Source organism: Shinella sp. OV683, from assembly GCF_057787725.1.
The window spans coordinates 5477205-5493322 of sequence record NZ_CM173543.1 but is presented as its reverse complement, the minus strand read 5'-3'; the positions used below and the strand labels follow the sequence as shown (position 1 = coordinate 5493322).

The following is a 16118-nucleotide window of genomic DNA, read 5'->3' as shown; positions in this document are numbered from 1 at the left end:
AAGGGCCGGATGAGGGGGTTGGCACCCATGACGGTGAATCAAGGGCACGAGTCTTCCCAGCCGACTTTTGGGCAGTCTATCAAACGATCCCGCCGCCCGAACCAGTCACCGCCGGACGCTCGTCCGAGACCTTGGCTCGATAGCCAGACGCGCGATAGGTCGCGACCGGATTGATCGCGCCTTCCTGCTCCAACCGTGCCATGGCGAGAATCGGCTCGACGTCGGTACGGAACGCCTTCTTCAGCGTCTCGTATGCCATCAGCGCATCGCCGCCTTCCTGGTAGCCGGAAAGCGCTTCGCGATCGACAATGAGGGCCTGTGCATAGGCGCGCGACACCTCCATCGCGGAAGTCATCAGGCTCTCGATCGGGTCGGTGACATTGTGGCTCTGGTCGAGCATATGCGCCGGGCTGAAACCATCGGCCTCCGAAAGCTCGGCATCGGCCAGTTCGTTGAACACGAGGAAAAGACGGTAGGGGTCGATCGAGCCCGTATCGAGGTCGTCGTCGCCATATTTTGAATCGTTGAAGTGGAAACCGCCGAGCTTCTTGAACTGGATCAGCCGCGAGACGATCATTTCGATATTCACATTCGGAGCGTGATGGCCGAGATCGACCAGGCAGAAAGCCTTGGGGCCAAGCTCCTGGGCGATCATGTAGTTGGTGCCCCAATCCTGCACCACGGTCGAATAGAAGGCCGGCTCGTACATCTTGTGTTCGGAGAAGATCCGCCAGTCATCCGGCAGCTTGCTGTAGATCGATTTCATCGACTCCAGATAACGCTCGAAGCTCCTGGCAAAATGGCTCTGGCCGGGAAAGTTCGAGCCGTCGCCGATCCACACGGTCAGCGCCTTGGAGCCCAGCGCCTGGCCGATCTCGATGCATTCGAGATTGTGATCGACCGCCTGCTGGCGAGTGGCGCTGTCGGCATTCGACAGCGAGCCGTATTTGTAGGACAGCCGCTGCTGCGGCTGGTCCTGGAAGGTATTGGAATTCATCGCGTCGAAACCGAGGCCAAGTTCATCGCCCCGCTGCTTCAGCGCCTTGAGGTCATCGACCTTGTCCCACGGGATATGCAGCGACACCGTCGGCGTCGCCCGCGTCAGCTGCTGGATGACCGAACAATCCTCGAGCTTGTCGAAGATGTTGCGCGGCTCACCCTTGCCGGGGAAACGCGCAAACCGCGTGCCACCGGTGCCGACACCCCATGAGGGAACGGCGACGCCATAGGCAGCGACCTTGTCCTTGACCCAACCGATATCGACGCCGCGGCGCGACAGCACCTCGCCGAGATGATCGTAATCCGCTTCAAGCGCCGCATGCGCCTTTTCGTTCTCGGCGTCGATAACGCCGTTGGAAATCATCGTCATCTCTTTCCTCCCAATATAACTTTGCGGCCGTGGCTGCCCCTCATCCGGCTGCCGCCACCTTCTCCCCGTTAAAACGGGACGAAGGGACTTGTGGCACTGTCAGCACTTCTAGCGTCCCCTCTCCCCGTTCTTACCGGGAGAGGGTTAGGGTGAGGGGCAGCCCAAAGGCTTACCGCGTGAATGCCTGGGCGTTGCCCGCGTCGACATTCAATATGTTGCCCGTCGATTTGGCCGAGGCCGGCGAGGCGAAGAAGTAGATGCCTTCGGCTATGTCTTCCGGGAACACCGACAGCTTCAGCATCGAGCGCGAACGATAGTGCTCCTCAAGATCGTCGGTCGACATCTTGTAGGCCGCCGCGCGTTGTTCCTTCCACTCGCCACTCCAGATCTTCGAGCCGCGCAGCACAGCATCCGGATTGACGGTGTTGACGCGGATGCCCTTTTCCGCACCTTCAAGCGCCAGGCAGCGGGCGAGATGGATTTCGGCCGCCTTGCCGGTGCAATAGGCCGCAGCATTCGGCGATGCCGCAAGGCCGTTCTTGGATGCGACGAAAACGATATTGCCGCCGATCTTCTGGCTCTCGAACACCCGGAAGGCCTCGCGCGACACGAGGAAATAGCCCTTGGCGAGAATGTCGATATTCTTGTCCCACAGTGCCAGCGTCGTCTCGGTGATCGAGGCCGAAGAGGCCAGTCCGGCATTCGACACCAATATGTCGAGGCCGCCATATTCGGTCACCGAGCTGGCAAAGCCGGCGATCACGGCGTCTTCGCTGGTGACGTTGATCAGCGCCGAACGCACCTGGTCGGCGCCATAGCGCTTGGAGAAATCGTCACTTGCGGCTTCGAGCGCGCCGGCGTCGATATCGGCGAGCACCACGCAAGCGCCCTCTTTCAGGAACCGTTCAGCCGTCGCGCGGCCGATACCGCCGGCACCGCCGGTGATCAGCGCGACCTTGCCGGCCAGCGATTTCGACTTTGGCATACGCTGCAGCTTGGCTTCCTCGAGCAGCCAGTATTCGATGTCGAAGGCTTCCTGCTCCGGCAGGCCCATATAGGTCGAGACCGAGGACGAACCGCGCATGACGTTGATGGCGTTGACATAGAACTCGCCGGAAATTCGCGCTGTCGCCTTGTCCTTGGCAAAGGTGATCATGCCGACGCCGGGCACCAGATAGACCACGGCATTCGGATCGCGCATGCCAGGCGAATTGCCGTGCTTGCAACGCTCGTAATAGGCCTTGTAGCCCTCGCGATAGTCGGCGACCGCCTGGTCGAGACCAGCCAGCGTGCCGGCGACATCCGGGTTGCCGGGGTCGAAATTTACCACCAGCGGGCGGATCTTGGTGCGCAGGAAATGGTCGGGGCAGGATGTGCCGAGTGCGGCCAACGGCTCAAGATTGTTGGAGGACACGAATTCCAGCACCGCGTCGCTGTCGTCGAAATGACCGACCTTTGCTTCCGATGACGAGATCATGCCGCGAATGACCGGCATAAGCGCACCGGCGACCTTCTTGCGTTCGTCAGCGCCGAGCGGGCGATACTTGTCGCCGCCGAACACCGGGCCGGTGATCTTCTTTTCAAACCAGGCAATCGCCGTGTTGATGATTTCGATCGTGGTCAGATAGCTCTCTTCAGCCGTGTCGCCCCAGGTGAACAGGCCATGGCTTTCCAGCACCAGGCCGCGCGCCTTGGGATTTTCCAGGCAGAATTTTTCGAGCCATAGACCCAGTTCGTAACCCGGACGCTTCCATGGCAACCAGCCGATCTCGCCGCCGAAGATTTCCTGCGTCAGCTCCTTGGAATTCTTGGCCGCGGCAATGGCAATGATCGCGTCGGGATGCATATGGTCCACGTGCTTGCGCGGCACATAGGCATGCAGGGGCGTATCGATCGAGGCGGCACGCGGATTGAGATTGTAGGTGCAATGGGGGAGAAGATCGACCATCTCGTCTTCGAACTGGACGCCGCGATAGACATTCTTCAGCGCCTGCAGCTTGTCCATGTAGAGTGTCGCAAAACCGTCGCGCTTGATCGTGCCGACGTCGCCGCCCGAGCCTTTGACCCACATGACTTCGACCATCTGGCCAATGAGCGGATCCTTCTCCATCACCTTGGCCGAGGTGTTGCCGCCGCCGTAATTGGTGATGCGCTTGTCCGACCCCAGGAGATTGGAGCGGTATATCAGCCGCTCCGACTCGCTCATGCCAGCGGCACGGTCCTTGTCCCACAGGTTGGCAAGGCGCGCGCCTTTCTGCTCAGCACTCATGATATTTCCTCCCGGCATGTTTTTGTCCGCGTGAAAGTGCGCGGTGACGATTGGCGATCAAATCACACGGATTGGCGCAAGTTGTCAATCATAAATGATCATTTCCGATCATATTGCAACGCACAATGAAATAATTTGATCGTATGTGATTGACACTGCGCGAAATTGATGGAACGTTAAGGACATTGGGGGAGGCCATATGCACGAGAAAGAGCGCCACAGGATCATCATGTCAGCGGTTCAGGAGAAGCCGGTTGTCACCGTGCCTGAGCTCGTTGAACTGACTGACAGCTCGGAGGCGACGATCCGGCGTGATATCGCGGCGTTGCATGTGCAGAAGAAAGTGCGTCGCGTTCGTGGCGGCGCCGAAGCCCTTCACCCGCCGCAATTCGTCGGCCTGGCCGGACGACCCTTTTCCGTCAACGAAACGATCAACAGTCGTCAGAAGCAACAGATCGCCCGCGAGGCGGTGGCGCTGTGCGAGGACGGCGATGCGGTGATCATCAATGGCGGCACCACGACCTTCCAGATGGTGCACTTTCTCTCCAATCGCCGTCTGCAGGTGTTTACCAACTCGTTTCCGATCGCCGAGCATCTGCTGAAGAATTCCAAGAACACCGTGATGCTGTCGGGCGGCGTGATCTATCGCGAGCAGAACATCATCCTGTCGCCGTTCGACAATGACGTGACGCGCAATTTCTATGCGCAACGGATGTTCATGGGCGCACAGGGGCTCGGGCCCCTTGGACTGATGGAAGCCGATCCGCTGCTGATCCAAGCGGAACAGAAACTCATCGACCAGGCAGACGATCTGATCGTGCTGGTCGATTCATCGAAATTCAGCAAGCGTTCGAGCCTCATCCTTTGCGGCCTCAAGCGCATTGCCACTGTCATTACAGATTCCGGCATCGAGGACAGGCATGCCGCGATGCTAGAAGCCGCCGGCGTCACATTGATCGTCGCCGGTCGTGAAGAAATGAAGACAGAGAAATCGTCCGTCGGATCCTGAAGGAGGGGATCAGGCGGGAGACATTAAACCCCAGGGAGGAAATCATGGGTATTCTGAAGAAAATTCTAATGACTGCAGCCATTTCGACGGCGCTGATCGCCAATGTGGCGCATGCTGAAAACAAGAAGATCGCCATCGTCGTCAAGGCGCTCGGCATCGGCTTCTTCGACGCCGCCAACAAGGGCGCCCAGGAAGCCGCCAAGGAACTCGGCGACGTCGACATCATCTATACCGGCCCGACGACGACGACGGCCGAAGGCCAGATCGAAGTCATCAATTCGCTGATCGCCCAGAAGGTCGATGCCATTGCCGTTTCGGCCAATGACGCCGACGCGCTGGTTCCGGCGCTCAAGAAAGCCATGGATCGCGGCATCAAGGTGATCTCGTGGGATTCGGGTGTCGCCAAGGACGGCCGCATGATGCACCTCAACCCGTCGTCCAACCCGCTGATCGGCAACATGATCATCAAGCTGGCTGCCGACAACCTGCCTGAAGGCGGCGACGTTGCCGTTCTCTCGGCAACCGCGACAGCGACGAACCAGAACACCTGGATCGCCGAAATGAACAAGGTGCTCCCGAACTACAAGGGCATCAACGTCGTTGCCACCGTCTATGGCGACGACCTCGCCGACAAGTCCTATCGCGAAACGCAAGGCCTGATCCAGAAGTACCCCAACCTCAAGGCCATCATTGCGCCGACCTCCGTTGGCATCGTTGCGGCTGCCCAGGCAGTTGAAGACGGCGGCAAGGTCGGCCAGATCAATGTCACCGGTCTCGGCCTTCCCTCCGAAATGGCAGGCCACGTGAAGGCCGGCTCGTCCAAGTCTTTCGCGATCTGGAACCCGATCGACCTCGGCTATACCGCAACCATGATCTCCTACGACCTGATCAATGGCGCCGAAGCCAAGCCGGGCGCGGAACTGAAGACCGGCCGCATGGGCAGCGTCAAGCTCGACGACAACAACGAAGCGGCCATGTCCGATCCGTTCGTCTACGACGCCACGAACGTCGAGGAATTCGCCAAGATCTTCTGATCTCAGCGACGACCCTTACCCGGCCTCCTGATCGGAGGCCGGCTTCTATTGAATGGCGAGGCTGCACCGGGCACCCTCTTCTCCCCTTGGGGAGAAGGTGGCTCGAAGAGCCGGATGAGGGGTTCTCATTCCAACTAAAACCCCTCATCGCCTCGCATTCGCTCGGCTCTTCTCCCCAAGGGGAGAAGAGGGTGCACGACGCGCCTTCGCTATAAAATCCATCACTCCGACCTTGCAGATTGCCCATGGACGCCATGACACCAAAACCGGACGCAACGATCAGGCTCGAAGGAATTTCCAAATCCTTCCCCGGCGTCAAGGCGCTGAGCGGCGTGTCGCTCTCTCTCTATCCCGGCCAGGTCACAGCGTTGGTGGGCGAAAATGGCGCGGGCAAGTCGACGCTCGTCAAGGTCCTGACCGGCATCTATCAGCCCGACGAGGGCGAAATCCATCTGGGCGATGTCCACACCATTTTCCCGACCGCACATGCGGCCCTGAAAGCCGGCATCACCGCCATTCATCAGGAAACAGTGCTGTTCGATGAGTTGTCGGTCGCCGAGAACATCTTCATCGGCCACTCGCCGCGCAATCGCTTCGGGCTTATCGACTGGTCTGTCATGCTCGACAAGGCACGCGGCCTGCTCAAGCGCGCGGGCGCCGACATCGACCCGAAAATGCGGCTTCGCGATCTCTCCATTGCCTCTCGACACCTGGTCGCCATCGCCCGGGCGCTGTCTGTCGATGCGCGCGTCGTCGTCATGGACGAACCGACTGCCGCCCTCTCCCACAAGGAGATCGGCGAACTCTATGAACTGGTTGATCGCCTGAAGGCCGACGGCAAGGCGATCCTGTTCATCTCCCACAAATTCGACGAGATCTTCCGCATCGCCGATCGCTACACCGTCTTCCGCGATGGCCAGATGGTCGGCGAGGGCCTGATCCGTGACACCAACAACAACGACCTCGTCCGCATGATGGTCGGCCGCGACATTGGCCAGGTTTTCCCCAAGAAGCAGGTGGAGCCGGGCGCATCGGTGCTCACCGTGTCCGGCTACTGCCATCCCACCGAATTCGAGGACATCGGCTTTGAGCTAAAGAAAGGCGAGATCCTCGGCTTCTACGGCCTGATCGGCGCCGGCCGCTCGGAATTCATGCAGTCATTGTTCGGCATCACCAAGCCGTCCAAGGGCGCGATCAAGATCGACGGCGAGATCGCCGTCATCCGCAGCCCCGCCGAAGCGGTCGACAAGGGCATCGTCTATGTGCCCGAAGAGCGCGGCCGCCAGGGTGCGATCACCGCCATGCCGATCTTCCAGAATGTGACGCTCCCGTCGATTTCGAAGACCTCGCGCGCAGGTTTCCTGCGGCTGGCCGAGGAGTTCAAGCTGGCACGCGAATATACATCGCGGCTTGACCTGCGCGCCGCCTCGCTCGACCAGGATGTCGGCACGCTGTCCGGCGGCAACCAGCAGAAGGTGGTCATCGCCAAATGGCTGGCCACCAAGCCAAAAGTCATCATTCTCGACGAACCCACCAAGGGCATCGACATCGGCTCCAAAGCCGCCGTGCATGAATTCATGAGCGAACTCGCGGCCGCTGGCCTGTCGGTGATCATGGTGTCCTCGGAAATCCCTGAAATCCTCGGCATGGCCGATCGCGTCATCGTCATGCGCGCAGGCCGGATCGCTGGCCAATTCGCGCGCGAGGGCCTGACCGCCGAGACGCTGGTGCGCACAGCCGCCGGCATTGGAGAAGCAGCATGATGCGCCTGCTGAAATATCGCGAAATCCAGCTGCTGTCGGCGATCATCGCGCTGACGCTGCTGATCTCGCTCCGTGTGCCAGTGTTCCTGACCCCCGCCAGCCTCGGCAATGTCTATAACGACACGTCGATCCTGATCATCCTGGCGCTCGGCCAGATGGGTGTCATCCTGACCAAATGCGTTGATCTGTCGATGGCCGCCAATCTGGCGCTCTGCGGCATGGTCACCGCGATGCTGAACCTGGCCTTTCCGGGCATTCCGGTACCGCTGCTGATCCTTGCGGCCATCGCGCTCGGCGTCTTCCTCGGTTCGATCAACGGCCTGCTGGTCTGGAAACTCGACATGCCGCCGATCGTCGCCACACTCGGTACGATGACGATTTTTCGCGGCATCATTTTCCTGCTGACCGACGGCAAGTGGATCAATGCCCACCAGATGTCGGCGGCCTACAAGGCGTTCCCACGTGATTTGCTGCTGGGGATCCCGGTATTGAGCTGGACCTCGATCATCGTCGTGCTGATCATGCTTATCGTCATTGGCCGCACCGCACTCGGCCGCTCGTTCTTCGCCGTCGGTGGCAACGCCAATGCCGCCATCTATGCCGGCATCGATCCCGGCCGCACCCGCTTCGTGGCCTTTACCATCTCCGGCGCGCTGTCCGGGCTGGCGGGCTACCTGTGGATTTCACGCTATGCCGTCGCCTATGTCGATATAGCACTCGGCTTCGAGCTCGATGTCGTCGCAGCCTGCGTCATTGGCGGCGTCTCGATTGCCGGCGGCATCGGCTCCGTACCGGGTGCCCTGCTCGGCGCCTTATTTCTCGGCATCATCAAGAACGCGCTGCCGGTCATCAATGTCTCGCCCTTCTGGCAATTGGCGATCTCCGGCACCGTCATCATCATCGCCGTCGCCTTCAATGCCCGCGCCGAGCGCAAGAAGGGCCGCATCATTCTCAAGAAAGCCGAGGTTCTGGCATGAGCACGGTCGAACATACCTCCCGCCAGATCCCTGATCGCCTGAAGGGCGGTGCCGAACGCTTCTTCAAGAGCTGGGAGAGCCTGCTGTTCGTGGTTGTCGTGATGATTTTCATCGTCAACTCCTTCGCCTCCCCCTATTTTCTCGACCCATGGAACCTGTCGGACGCCACGTTCAATTTCACCGAGAAGGCGCTGGTGGCGCTGGCGATGGCGCTGGTGATCATCTCGGGCGAGATCGACCTTTCGGTCGCCTCGATCATCGCCATTGCCTCGACGATGATGGGCACCGCCCTGCAATATGGTGCTGGCCCGTTCGAACTCGTGCTGGTGGGCCTTGCAACGGGCGTCATCTGCGGCGCCATCAATGGCTGGCTGGTCACGGGTCTCGGCCTTCCCTCGATTGTTGTCACCATCGGCACGATGAGTCTCTTCCGCGGCCTCGCCTACATCATTCTCGGCGACAAGGCCTATACCGGCTACCCCTCCGACTTCGCCTGGTTCGGCCAAGGTTATGTCTGGTGGGTGTTCTCGTTCGAGCTCGTGCTGTTCGTCGTCATGGCGCTGGTATTCTATGTCCTGCTGCAGCGGACGAGTTTCGGCCGGCTGGTCTATTCTATCGGCAACAACCAGACAGCTGCGATGTTTTCCGGCGTCAAGGTCGCCCGGGTCAAGTTCATCCTGTTCGTGCTGACCGGCCTGATGTCCGGCGTCGCCGCCGTCTGCCTGACCTCACGGCTTGGCTCGACACGGCCGTCGATCGCCACGGGGCTTGAACTCGAAGCCATCACCATGGTCGTCTTGGGAGGCGTCGCCATCAACGGCGGCTCGGGCAGTATTCTCGGCGTCGTGCTGGCCGCCATCATCATGGGGCTGGTCACTTTCGGATTCGGCCTGCTCAATGTCCCCGGCATTGTCATGTCGATCTTCATCGGCCTGTTGCTGATCCTGGTGATTGCAATTCCCGTCATTCTCGGGAAAATCGGCCGCAGCCGCAAAGCCGGCTGACGGGGGGACGAAGCCAGAATGAATGCATACCGCAATATCGCCGTGATCGACATTGGCAAGACCAATGCGAAGGTCACGCTGTTCGACCTCGAAACATCAACCGAATCCGACGTGTTCTCGATCGAAAACAAAGTGGTGCCAACGGGGCTCTATCCGCATCACGATATCGATGGCATCTGGGCCTTCCTGCTGTCATCGTTGAAGAAGCTCCAGGCCAACACGTCAATTGATGCAATTGCGATTTCAGCCCATGGCGGCTCGGTCACATTGGTCGGTGCCGATGGCGAACTTGCCATGCCGATGCTCGACTATGAGCATGACGGACCTGACAGCCTGGGCACGGACTACGACGCCATCCGTCCTCCTTTCTCCGAAACCGGATCGCCGAGGCTCGCCACCGGCTTGAATGTCGGCGCGCAGATCTACTGGCAGGCAAAGACCTTTCCCGCAGAGTTCGCCAAGGTCACCGCAATCGTCCCCTATCCACAGTTCTGGGCACTGCGCCTGACCGGCAAAAGCGCCATGGAAATGACCTCGATCGGTGCGCACACCGATCTGTGGAACCCCTATAAGAAAGACTACTCGTCGCTGGTCGACAGCATGGGCTGGCGAAAGCTGATGCCGCCGATGAGCAGCGCCTTCGACATTCTCGGCACTATCAAGCCCGATGTCGCCGCCGCGACCGGCCTTTCTGTCAGCACACCGGTCTTCAGCGGCTTGCACGATTCCAATGCCTCGCTGCTGACACATCTGAAATCACGCCCGTCACCGTTCTCCGTTGTCTCGACCGGAACCTGGGTAATCTGCTTCTCGGTAGGCGGTAAAAAGGTCGTGCTCGACGAGACGCGCGACACACTGATGAATGTCAACGCCTATGGCGATCCGGTGCCCTCCGCCCGCTTCATGGGCGGCCGCGCTTTCTCACTGTTGAAGGCGGACGGCAAGGCCGGGATCACCGAGGCCGATCGCGATCAGGTGCTCGACGGCGGCATCATGCTGCTGCCGTCGGTTCCGGACGATTCCGGCCCCTTCGTGCATCGCAAAGGCAGCTGGCTGGGCGATGTCGAAGCGCTGACGCCGGGCGGGTACCTCTTCGCCGTGTCGCTGCATCTCGGCATGATGACATCGACCTCGCTCGAACTGATCGGAGCGGATGGCCCGGTGATAGTGGAAGGCCCATTTGCCGCCAATCGCACGTTCCTCGAGGTGCTCAATATCATGACCGGCCGCGATATCGTCACCGGCGGCGGCATTACCGGCACCAGCGCGGGTGCGGCATGCGTGGCGCTTGGCCGCGAGGCGACTATCACCACGGGCGCCAAGGTCGTGACGCTTTTGCCCGATCCGCGTATCGCTTCCTATGTTGCCAAATGGCAGCAGACGATCGCAAACGGGTAGGCAACACCTACATTTCTATCTGCGCAAACACGCATGGTTAATGGTCGATTAACCCCTCGCCGATACGATTGGATCAATATGGCCGCATCCTCCCCGCGGCCATGATTCCTTTCGAGTTGGCGGGTCGATCTACATGGCAAGAAGCATTCCGGCGGATTACGAGAGTCAGTCCCTGCGCTTCACTCTGACATCCTTTCTCTGGCGACAGGCCAAGGTCATGGCCGGGCTTGCCCTGCTTGCCGTGCTGGCGCTGGCGATCACGGCACTGTCGACCTGGAATGTGCTCGACCCCAGCTATTCCAATGCCACCTCGCGCGAGCCATCGAACCTGCTCGGCGCCTGGGGCGCCTACTTTGCCGACCTGATGATGCAGTTCTTCGGCCTTGGCGCGGTCGTGGCCCTGCTGCCGGTATTTGCCTGGTCGCTGATGATGATCTTCAATGTCCCGGTCCATCGGCTGATCAAGCGTCTGTTCGCCTGGTTCGGCGGCTCCATTTTTGCCGCAGCTGCCCTGTCCTGCTTTCAGGCGCCGGTGACATGGCCAATCCCCAACGGTCTTGGTGGCGTGTTCGGCGACCTGATTCTCAAATTCCCCGCTCTCTTTCTCGGCAACTATCCGCACGGGCTGGTCGCCGGCTTCATCGGCACGCTCTGCGCCGCCCCCGCCCTCGGGCTGCTGGCCTTCGCCGCCAACCTGATCGTCACATCGGAACCTGAAGTGATCGCAAAGCCGGGCGGCAAAGCTGTGATGCCCGTCAAGATCGTCAAGCAACAGCCCATCGTGCCCGACGAGGACGATGAGGAGGAGCGCGAATCGCCGTTCTCCTACATCATGGGCTATGCAACGCACGCCTGGTACTCGACCCAGGCCCGCCTTCGCCGCCTCAGCGGGGCACCCGCCAAGCGCCCGCAGCAGCGCCGCGAGATCGATACGCCCTACGATCTCAACGAGGACGAATTCGGCCTCATGCATGTCAGCGCGTCCGAAGCGCGTACCAAGGGCCGCGCCGAGCCTTCGATGTTTGCCGAGGACGGCAAGCAGCCGATGTCGACGCTTCGTCGCATCATATCAGCGCCCTCGATGAACCCCGACATCGACGACGATGACGAACCGCCATTCGACCTCGATCGCCATCATCCCGACGGACTTCTCGCCGATGAAGACGACGACGAAGATCTTGATGATTGGCAAGTAAAGCCTGAAGTCCGCGCTCCGCAGCGTGTTGCGGCAGCCGGCCGCGGCGCGACCCCGGTCGCAAAGCAGGCTCAGCAGCCACAAATGATCCAGCAGCCTGCGCGCCCAAAGCCGGCCCCAGCCGCCCCGCCGCGGTTCATCGCAGGTAATCGCGGCGAAGGCTTCGACCTGCCGCCGATTGAACTGCTGACCGAGCCCAAGAACGTAGCCAAGGACGCCAGCCTCTCCAACGAGTCGCTCGAGCAGAACGCCCGCATCCTTGAAGGCGTGCTGGATGACTTTGGCGTCAAGGGCAACATCATCCACGTCCGCCCCGGCCCTGTGGTTACGCTCTATGAACTGGAACCGGCACCGGGCATCAAGTCTTCGCGGGTCATCGGCCTCGCCGACGATATCGCCCGCTCGATGAGCGCGATCGCCGCCCGCGTCGCCGTGGTTCCCGGCCGCAACGCCATCGGCATCGAACTGCCCAACAAGATCCGTGAAATGGTCTTCCTGCGTGAAATGTTCGCAGCACGCGATTTCGACACATCCAAGGCCAAGCTTGCGGTAGCGCTCGGCAAGACGATCGGCGGCGAACCGGTCATTGCCGATCTCGCCAAGATGCCGCATCTGCTGGTCGCCGGCACCACCGGCTCGGGTAAATCGGTCGCCATCAACACGATGATCCTGTCGCTGCTCTACCGGATGACACCGGAACAGTGCCGCCTGATCATGATTGACCCGAAAATGCTCGAGCTCTCTGTCTATGATGGCATCCCGCATTTGCTGTCGCCCGTTGTCACCGATCCGAAGAAGGCCGTCGTCGCGCTCAAATGGACCGTCCGCGAGATGGAAGAGCGCTACAAGAAGATGTCGAAGATCGGCGTCCGCAACATCGACGGCTTCAATGCGCGCGTCAGCCAGGCCATGGAAAAGGGCGAGGCGATTACCCGCACCGTGCAGACCGGTTTTGACCGCCAGACAGGCGAGGCGATCTACGAGAGCGAGGAATTCGACCTCAAGCCGATCCCCTATATCGTCGTGATCATCGACGAAATGGCCGACCTGATGATGGTCGCCGGCAAGGATATCGAAGGGGCAGTCCAGCGCCTGGCGCAGATGGCGCGTGCTGCCGGCATCCATGTGATCATGGCCACTCAGCGTCCGTCGGTCGATGTCATCACCGGTACCATCAAGGCGAATTTCCCGACCCGCATTTCCTTCCAGGTGACGTCGAAGATCGACAGCCGCACGATCCTGGGCGAACAGGGCGCCGAACAGCTGCTCGGCATGGGCGACATGCTCTACATGGCCGGTGGCGGCCGTATCCAGCGTGTCCACGGCCCGTTCGTCTCCGACCTCGAGGTCGAAGATGTGGTGGCCTTCCTGAAAACGCAGGGCACGCCGCAATATCTCGATGCCATCACCGCCGATGACGAGGAAGATGATGACGGCGACGGTCGCGGCCCCTCCGGAACCTCGAACCTCTCCGATTCCGATGACCCCTACGACCAGGCGGTCGCCGTGGTGCTGCGCGACGGCAAGGCCTCAACATCCTATGTGCAACGGCGCCTCGGCATCGGCTACAACAGGGCGGCGTCGATTATCGAGCGGATGGAAAAGGAAGGTATCGTCGGACCGGCAAATCACGCCGGAAAGCGTGAGATTCTCGTGCCGACCGAAGACGATATCCTGGCACGCTAAGCATGTTGCGCAAAAGTGTGCTGCGGTTTTGCGCTTACGGCATACGTCAAACAAAGAGCTAAAGCGCGACAAACGAATCCTGAGGATCATGACGCGCTTTAGATGATCACGCAAATTTGTCGCGACTGAAATCAGCCCCGTGGGGAACGCCTTGAAGGTGCCCCAGTTTCTGTTCAAGGAAGAACGGAAAAAGGAGACCGGAATGGACCGAATCGAAAAAGCCAAGCCCTTCACCGAAGCCAGCGTGAGCCGGCGCACCCTGATAGGTAGCGCTGGTGCGCTGTTTTTGGCGTCGATGCTGCCGCCGGACTTCGCGCATGCGCAGGGTTCGGCAACGGCGCAGAAGATCGCCGATCATTTCTCCTCGGTCAAAACCATGCAAGGCGAGTTCGTCCAGTTTGGCCCGCGTGGCGAACAAACCGGCGGCAAGTTCTATCTCGAACGGCCAGGTAGGATCCGCTTCAATTTCGAAGCGCCCTCGCCAATGCGGGTGATTTCAGACGGCAAGTCCGTCGTCATCGGCAACAGCAAGCTCAAGACCTGGGACATTTATCCGCTGTCGAAGACACCGCTGGCACTGCTGCTCAGCAACAAGATCGACCTCGGCAGCAAGACGGTTCGCGACGTCAAGGAAGAGCCAGACCTGATCACCATCAAGCTCGGCGACAAATCCCTGTTTGCCGATTCGACCATCACCATGATGTTCGACCCCAAGACCTACGATCTCAGGCAGTGGACGATCACCGACCAGCAGGGCAAGGACACGTCGGTAATGATCTTCAACGTCCAGACCGGTGTGACGCTCGACGACAAGGTCTTCAGGGTTCCCTACGACGAAGTTCACAAGCAGAATGCCGGCGGCAACCCCAGCCGTTGAGTGCTGCGACTGGCCGGATTGTGGAGAATCGTCGCATTCGTACGTCGGTGACCAGTTTTGGCTTATAAGCGCATAAATTAGTTGCTAGTGTCCGGCGCGATTTGCATGGCGGGCCGGGGAATTTTGAATGCAGCTGAGTATAGCCTCTTGGAACATCAATTCGATCCGCCTACGCATGCCGATCGTCGAGAAATTCCTGGACCAGTGGCAACCCGACATCCTGTGCCTGCAGGAAATCAAATGCCCGAACGGCGAATTTCCGTCAGCGCCGCTGAACGCGCGCGGCTACGTCCATCAGGCCATTCACGGCCAGAAGGGCTATCATGGCGTCGCGATCATCTCGAAACTGCCGCTCGACAGCCATGACCGTCGCGACTACTGCAATGTCGGCGATTCCCGGCATATCTCGGCACTGGTCAAAGCCGGCGGCAAGTCGATCCGGCTGCACAATTTCTATGTCCCGGCCGGTGGCGACGAACCCGACCGCACCATCAATCCGAAATTTGGCCATAAGCTCGATTTCCTCGAGGAGATGAAGCTGCTTGAAGCCGATGGCGAGGATGGCATCTCGTCGATCCTGGTTGGCGACCTCAATATCGCGCCCTATGAGCACGATGTCTGGTCACACAAGCAGCTCCTCAAGATCGTCAGCCATACACCAGTCGAGACCGACGGCATGAAGGAAGTTCTGGCGCGCGGCAAATGGCTGGATCTGATCCGCCACCGGACGCCGGAGCCGGAAAAGATCTACACGTGGTGGAGCTACCGCTCTGCCAACTGGCAACTCGCCAACAAGGGCCGCCGTCTCGATCATATCTGGTCGTCGCAGGACCTCGGCCCACATCTCGTTTCCACCGAAATCGTTACCGAGGCGCGTGGCTGGGACCGCCCTTCGGACCACGTTCCGGTGATCGTCCGGCTGGACGTCTAATCTAGGAAGGAATTCACCATGCTGATGGGCCGTGTCGATAGAATTTTCAGCGGCAAGATTTGCGGCTGGGCGTTTAGCAGCGATACACCCGCAGAGCATCTCGTTATTCGCGTCATGCAGGGTCCGAAGGTCATCGCCAGCGGCGTTGCGAACTTCGTTCGCGACGACCTCCCGGAGGCCGGTATCGGTGAGGGCGACCATGCCTTCAAGATTCCGCTGCCGGATGGCGTGACCACGATGCAGGGGCTGCTGCTGATTGCGCAATCGACCAAGCATGGCGAGATCGTGCTGCCGATGGCGGACAACGACGATCGGCGCATCGACCAGCTTTTCACGATGTTTTCCAATCAATACGAAGAAGCGCTGGTCGCCCTCAAGGAAGAGCTCGACACGACCAAGGAGCGCTGCGAAGTGCTCGAAAGCGCGCCGCCTGCTGAAAGTGCCGCGTTGCCCCCAGATCTCGCTGACAGACTTGCCCGGCTGGAATCGCGCATGGAGGCAGCCGAGGTCTTCTTCATCCGTATCGATGAGATGGTCCATAGGCTCGTTGCGGACCAGAAGAAGGGCAAGCGGAAACGCGTCCTCGGCATCTTTTAGGTTCCATGC

General features: G+C 60.2%; 12 protein-coding genes. 10 read left to right on the top strand and 2 right to left on the bottom strand.

Annotated elements, in window-relative coordinates; genetic code table 11:
* Window positions 1-79 precede the first annotated feature (79 nt).
* Together rhaI and ACXHRN_RS26595 are read right to left on the bottom strand one after the other, a co-directional pair.
* A complete protein-coding gene (gene rhaI, locus ACXHRN_RS26600) occupies window positions 80-1369 on the bottom strand; it encodes an L-rhamnose catabolism isomerase (protein WP_488639266.1) in 1290 nt (429 codons plus the stop codon).
* Between the two features lie 169 nt (window positions 1370-1538).
* Window positions 1539-3638 (bottom strand): bifunctional rhamnulose-1-phosphate aldolase/short-chain dehydrogenase, encoded by a 2100-nt coding sequence (locus ACXHRN_RS26595; protein ID WP_488639265.1) that lies wholly within the window; start codon window positions 3636-3638, stop codon window positions 1539-1541.
* 199 nt (window positions 3639-3837) lie between these two features.
* Here ACXHRN_RS26595 and ACXHRN_RS26590 point away from each other — a divergent pair, with 199 nt between their 5' ends.
* From ACXHRN_RS26590 to ACXHRN_RS26545, 10 genes are all read left to right on the top strand, one after another.
* Complete coding sequence (locus ACXHRN_RS26590) at window positions 3838-4647, top strand: DeoR/GlpR family DNA-binding transcription regulator (RefSeq protein WP_488639264.1); 810 nt, start codon at window positions 3838-3840, stop codon at window positions 4645-4647.
* A 44-nt stretch (window positions 4648-4691) separates the two neighbouring features.
* On the top strand, window positions 4692-5681 hold the full coding sequence (rhaS, locus tag ACXHRN_RS26585; protein WP_488639263.1) for a rhamnose ABC transporter substrate-binding protein: 990 nt from the start codon (window positions 4692-4694) through the stop codon (window positions 5679-5681).
* A gap of 245 nt (window positions 5682-5926) precedes the next feature.
* Window positions 5927-7444 carry a sugar ABC transporter ATP-binding protein gene (locus tag ACXHRN_RS26580; RefSeq protein WP_488639262.1) on the top strand — a complete coding sequence of 506 codons (1518 nt, stop codon included), beginning with the start codon at window positions 5927-5929 and terminating at the stop codon, window positions 7442-7444.
* Window positions 7441-8421 carry an ABC transporter permease gene (locus tag ACXHRN_RS26575; protein ID WP_488639261.1) on the top strand — a complete coding sequence of 327 codons (981 nt, stop codon included), beginning with the start codon at window positions 7441-7443 and terminating at the stop codon, window positions 8419-8421. The genes ACXHRN_RS26580 and ACXHRN_RS26575 overlap by 4 nt, the downstream gene beginning before the upstream one ends.
* Window positions 8418-9425 (top strand): ABC transporter permease, encoded by a 1008-nt coding sequence (locus ACXHRN_RS26570; RefSeq protein ID WP_488639260.1) that lies wholly within the window; start codon window positions 8418-8420, stop codon window positions 9423-9425. Before ACXHRN_RS26575 ends, ACXHRN_RS26570 begins: the two co-directional genes overlap by 4 nt.
* An 18-nt stretch (window positions 9426-9443) precedes the next feature.
* The gene (locus tag ACXHRN_RS26565) at window positions 9444-10823 is read left to right on the top strand and encodes an FGGY-family carbohydrate kinase (protein WP_488639259.1); all 1380 of its coding nucleotides are present in this window, start codon (window positions 9444-9446) and stop codon (window positions 10821-10823) included.
* A 133-nt stretch (window positions 10824-10956) separates the two neighbouring features.
* On the top strand, window positions 10957-13704 hold the full coding sequence (locus ACXHRN_RS26560) for an FtsK/SpoIIIE family DNA translocase (protein WP_488639258.1): 2748 nt from the start codon (window positions 10957-10959) through the stop codon (window positions 13702-13704).
* 202 nt (window positions 13705-13906) lie between these two features.
* On the top strand, window positions 13907-14581 hold the full coding sequence (locus tag ACXHRN_RS26555) for an outer membrane lipoprotein carrier protein LolA (RefSeq protein ID WP_488639257.1): 675 nt from the start codon (window positions 13907-13909) through the stop codon (window positions 14579-14581).
* Window positions 14582-14708: 127 nt separating this feature from the next.
* Window positions 14709-15512 carry an exodeoxyribonuclease III gene (locus ACXHRN_RS26550; protein WP_488639256.1) on the top strand — a complete coding sequence of 268 codons (804 nt, stop codon included), beginning with the start codon at window positions 14709-14711 and terminating at the stop codon, window positions 15510-15512.
* 18 nt (window positions 15513-15530) lie between these two features.
* The gene (locus ACXHRN_RS26545; RefSeq protein WP_488639255.1) at window positions 15531-16109 is read left to right on the top strand and encodes a hypothetical protein; all 579 of its coding nucleotides are present in this window, start codon (window positions 15531-15533) and stop codon (window positions 16107-16109) included.
* Window positions 16110-16118 lie beyond the last annotated feature (9 nt).

Bases quoted from the DNA above. Each gene is read 5' to 3' on its own strand.
- ACXHRN_RS26575 (WP_488639261.1), top strand. From the start codon at position 7,441: ATGATGCGCCTGCTGAAATATCGCGAAATCCAGCTGCTGTCGGCGATC.
- ACXHRN_RS26560 (WP_488639258.1), top strand. From the start codon at position 10,957: ATGGCAAGAAGCATTCCGGCGGATTACGAGAGTCAGTCCCTGCGCTTC.
- ACXHRN_RS26570 (WP_488639260.1), top strand. From the start codon at position 8,418: ATGAGCACGGTCGAACATACCTCCCGCCAGATCCCTGATCGCCTGAAG.
- ACXHRN_RS26580 (WP_488639262.1), top strand. From the start codon at position 5,927: ATGGACGCCATGACACCAAAACCGGACGCAACGATCAGGCTCGAAGGA.
- ACXHRN_RS26550 (WP_488639256.1), top strand. From the start codon at position 14,709: ATGCAGCTGAGTATAGCCTCTTGGAACATCAATTCGATCCGCCTACGC.
- rhaS (WP_488639263.1), top strand. From the start codon at position 4,692: ATGGGTATTCTGAAGAAAATTCTAATGACTGCAGCCATTTCGACGGCG.
- ACXHRN_RS26565 (WP_488639259.1), top strand. From the start codon at position 9,444: ATGAATGCATACCGCAATATCGCCGTGATCGACATTGGCAAGACCAAT.
- ACXHRN_RS26555 (WP_488639257.1), top strand. From the start codon at position 13,907: ATGGACCGAATCGAAAAAGCCAAGCCCTTCACCGAAGCCAGCGTGAGC.
- ACXHRN_RS26595 (WP_488639265.1), bottom strand. From the start codon at position 3,638: ATGAGTGCTGAGCAGAAAGGCGCGCGCCTTGCCAACCTGTGGGACAAG.
- rhaI (WP_488639266.1), bottom strand. From the start codon at position 1,369: ATGACGATGATTTCCAACGGCGTTATCGACGCCGAGAACGAAAAGGCG.
- ACXHRN_RS26545 (WP_488639255.1), top strand. From the start codon at position 15,531: ATGCTGATGGGCCGTGTCGATAGAATTTTCAGCGGCAAGATTTGCGGC.
- ACXHRN_RS26590 (WP_488639264.1), top strand. From the start codon at position 3,838: ATGCACGAGAAAGAGCGCCACAGGATCATCATGTCAGCGGTTCAGGAG.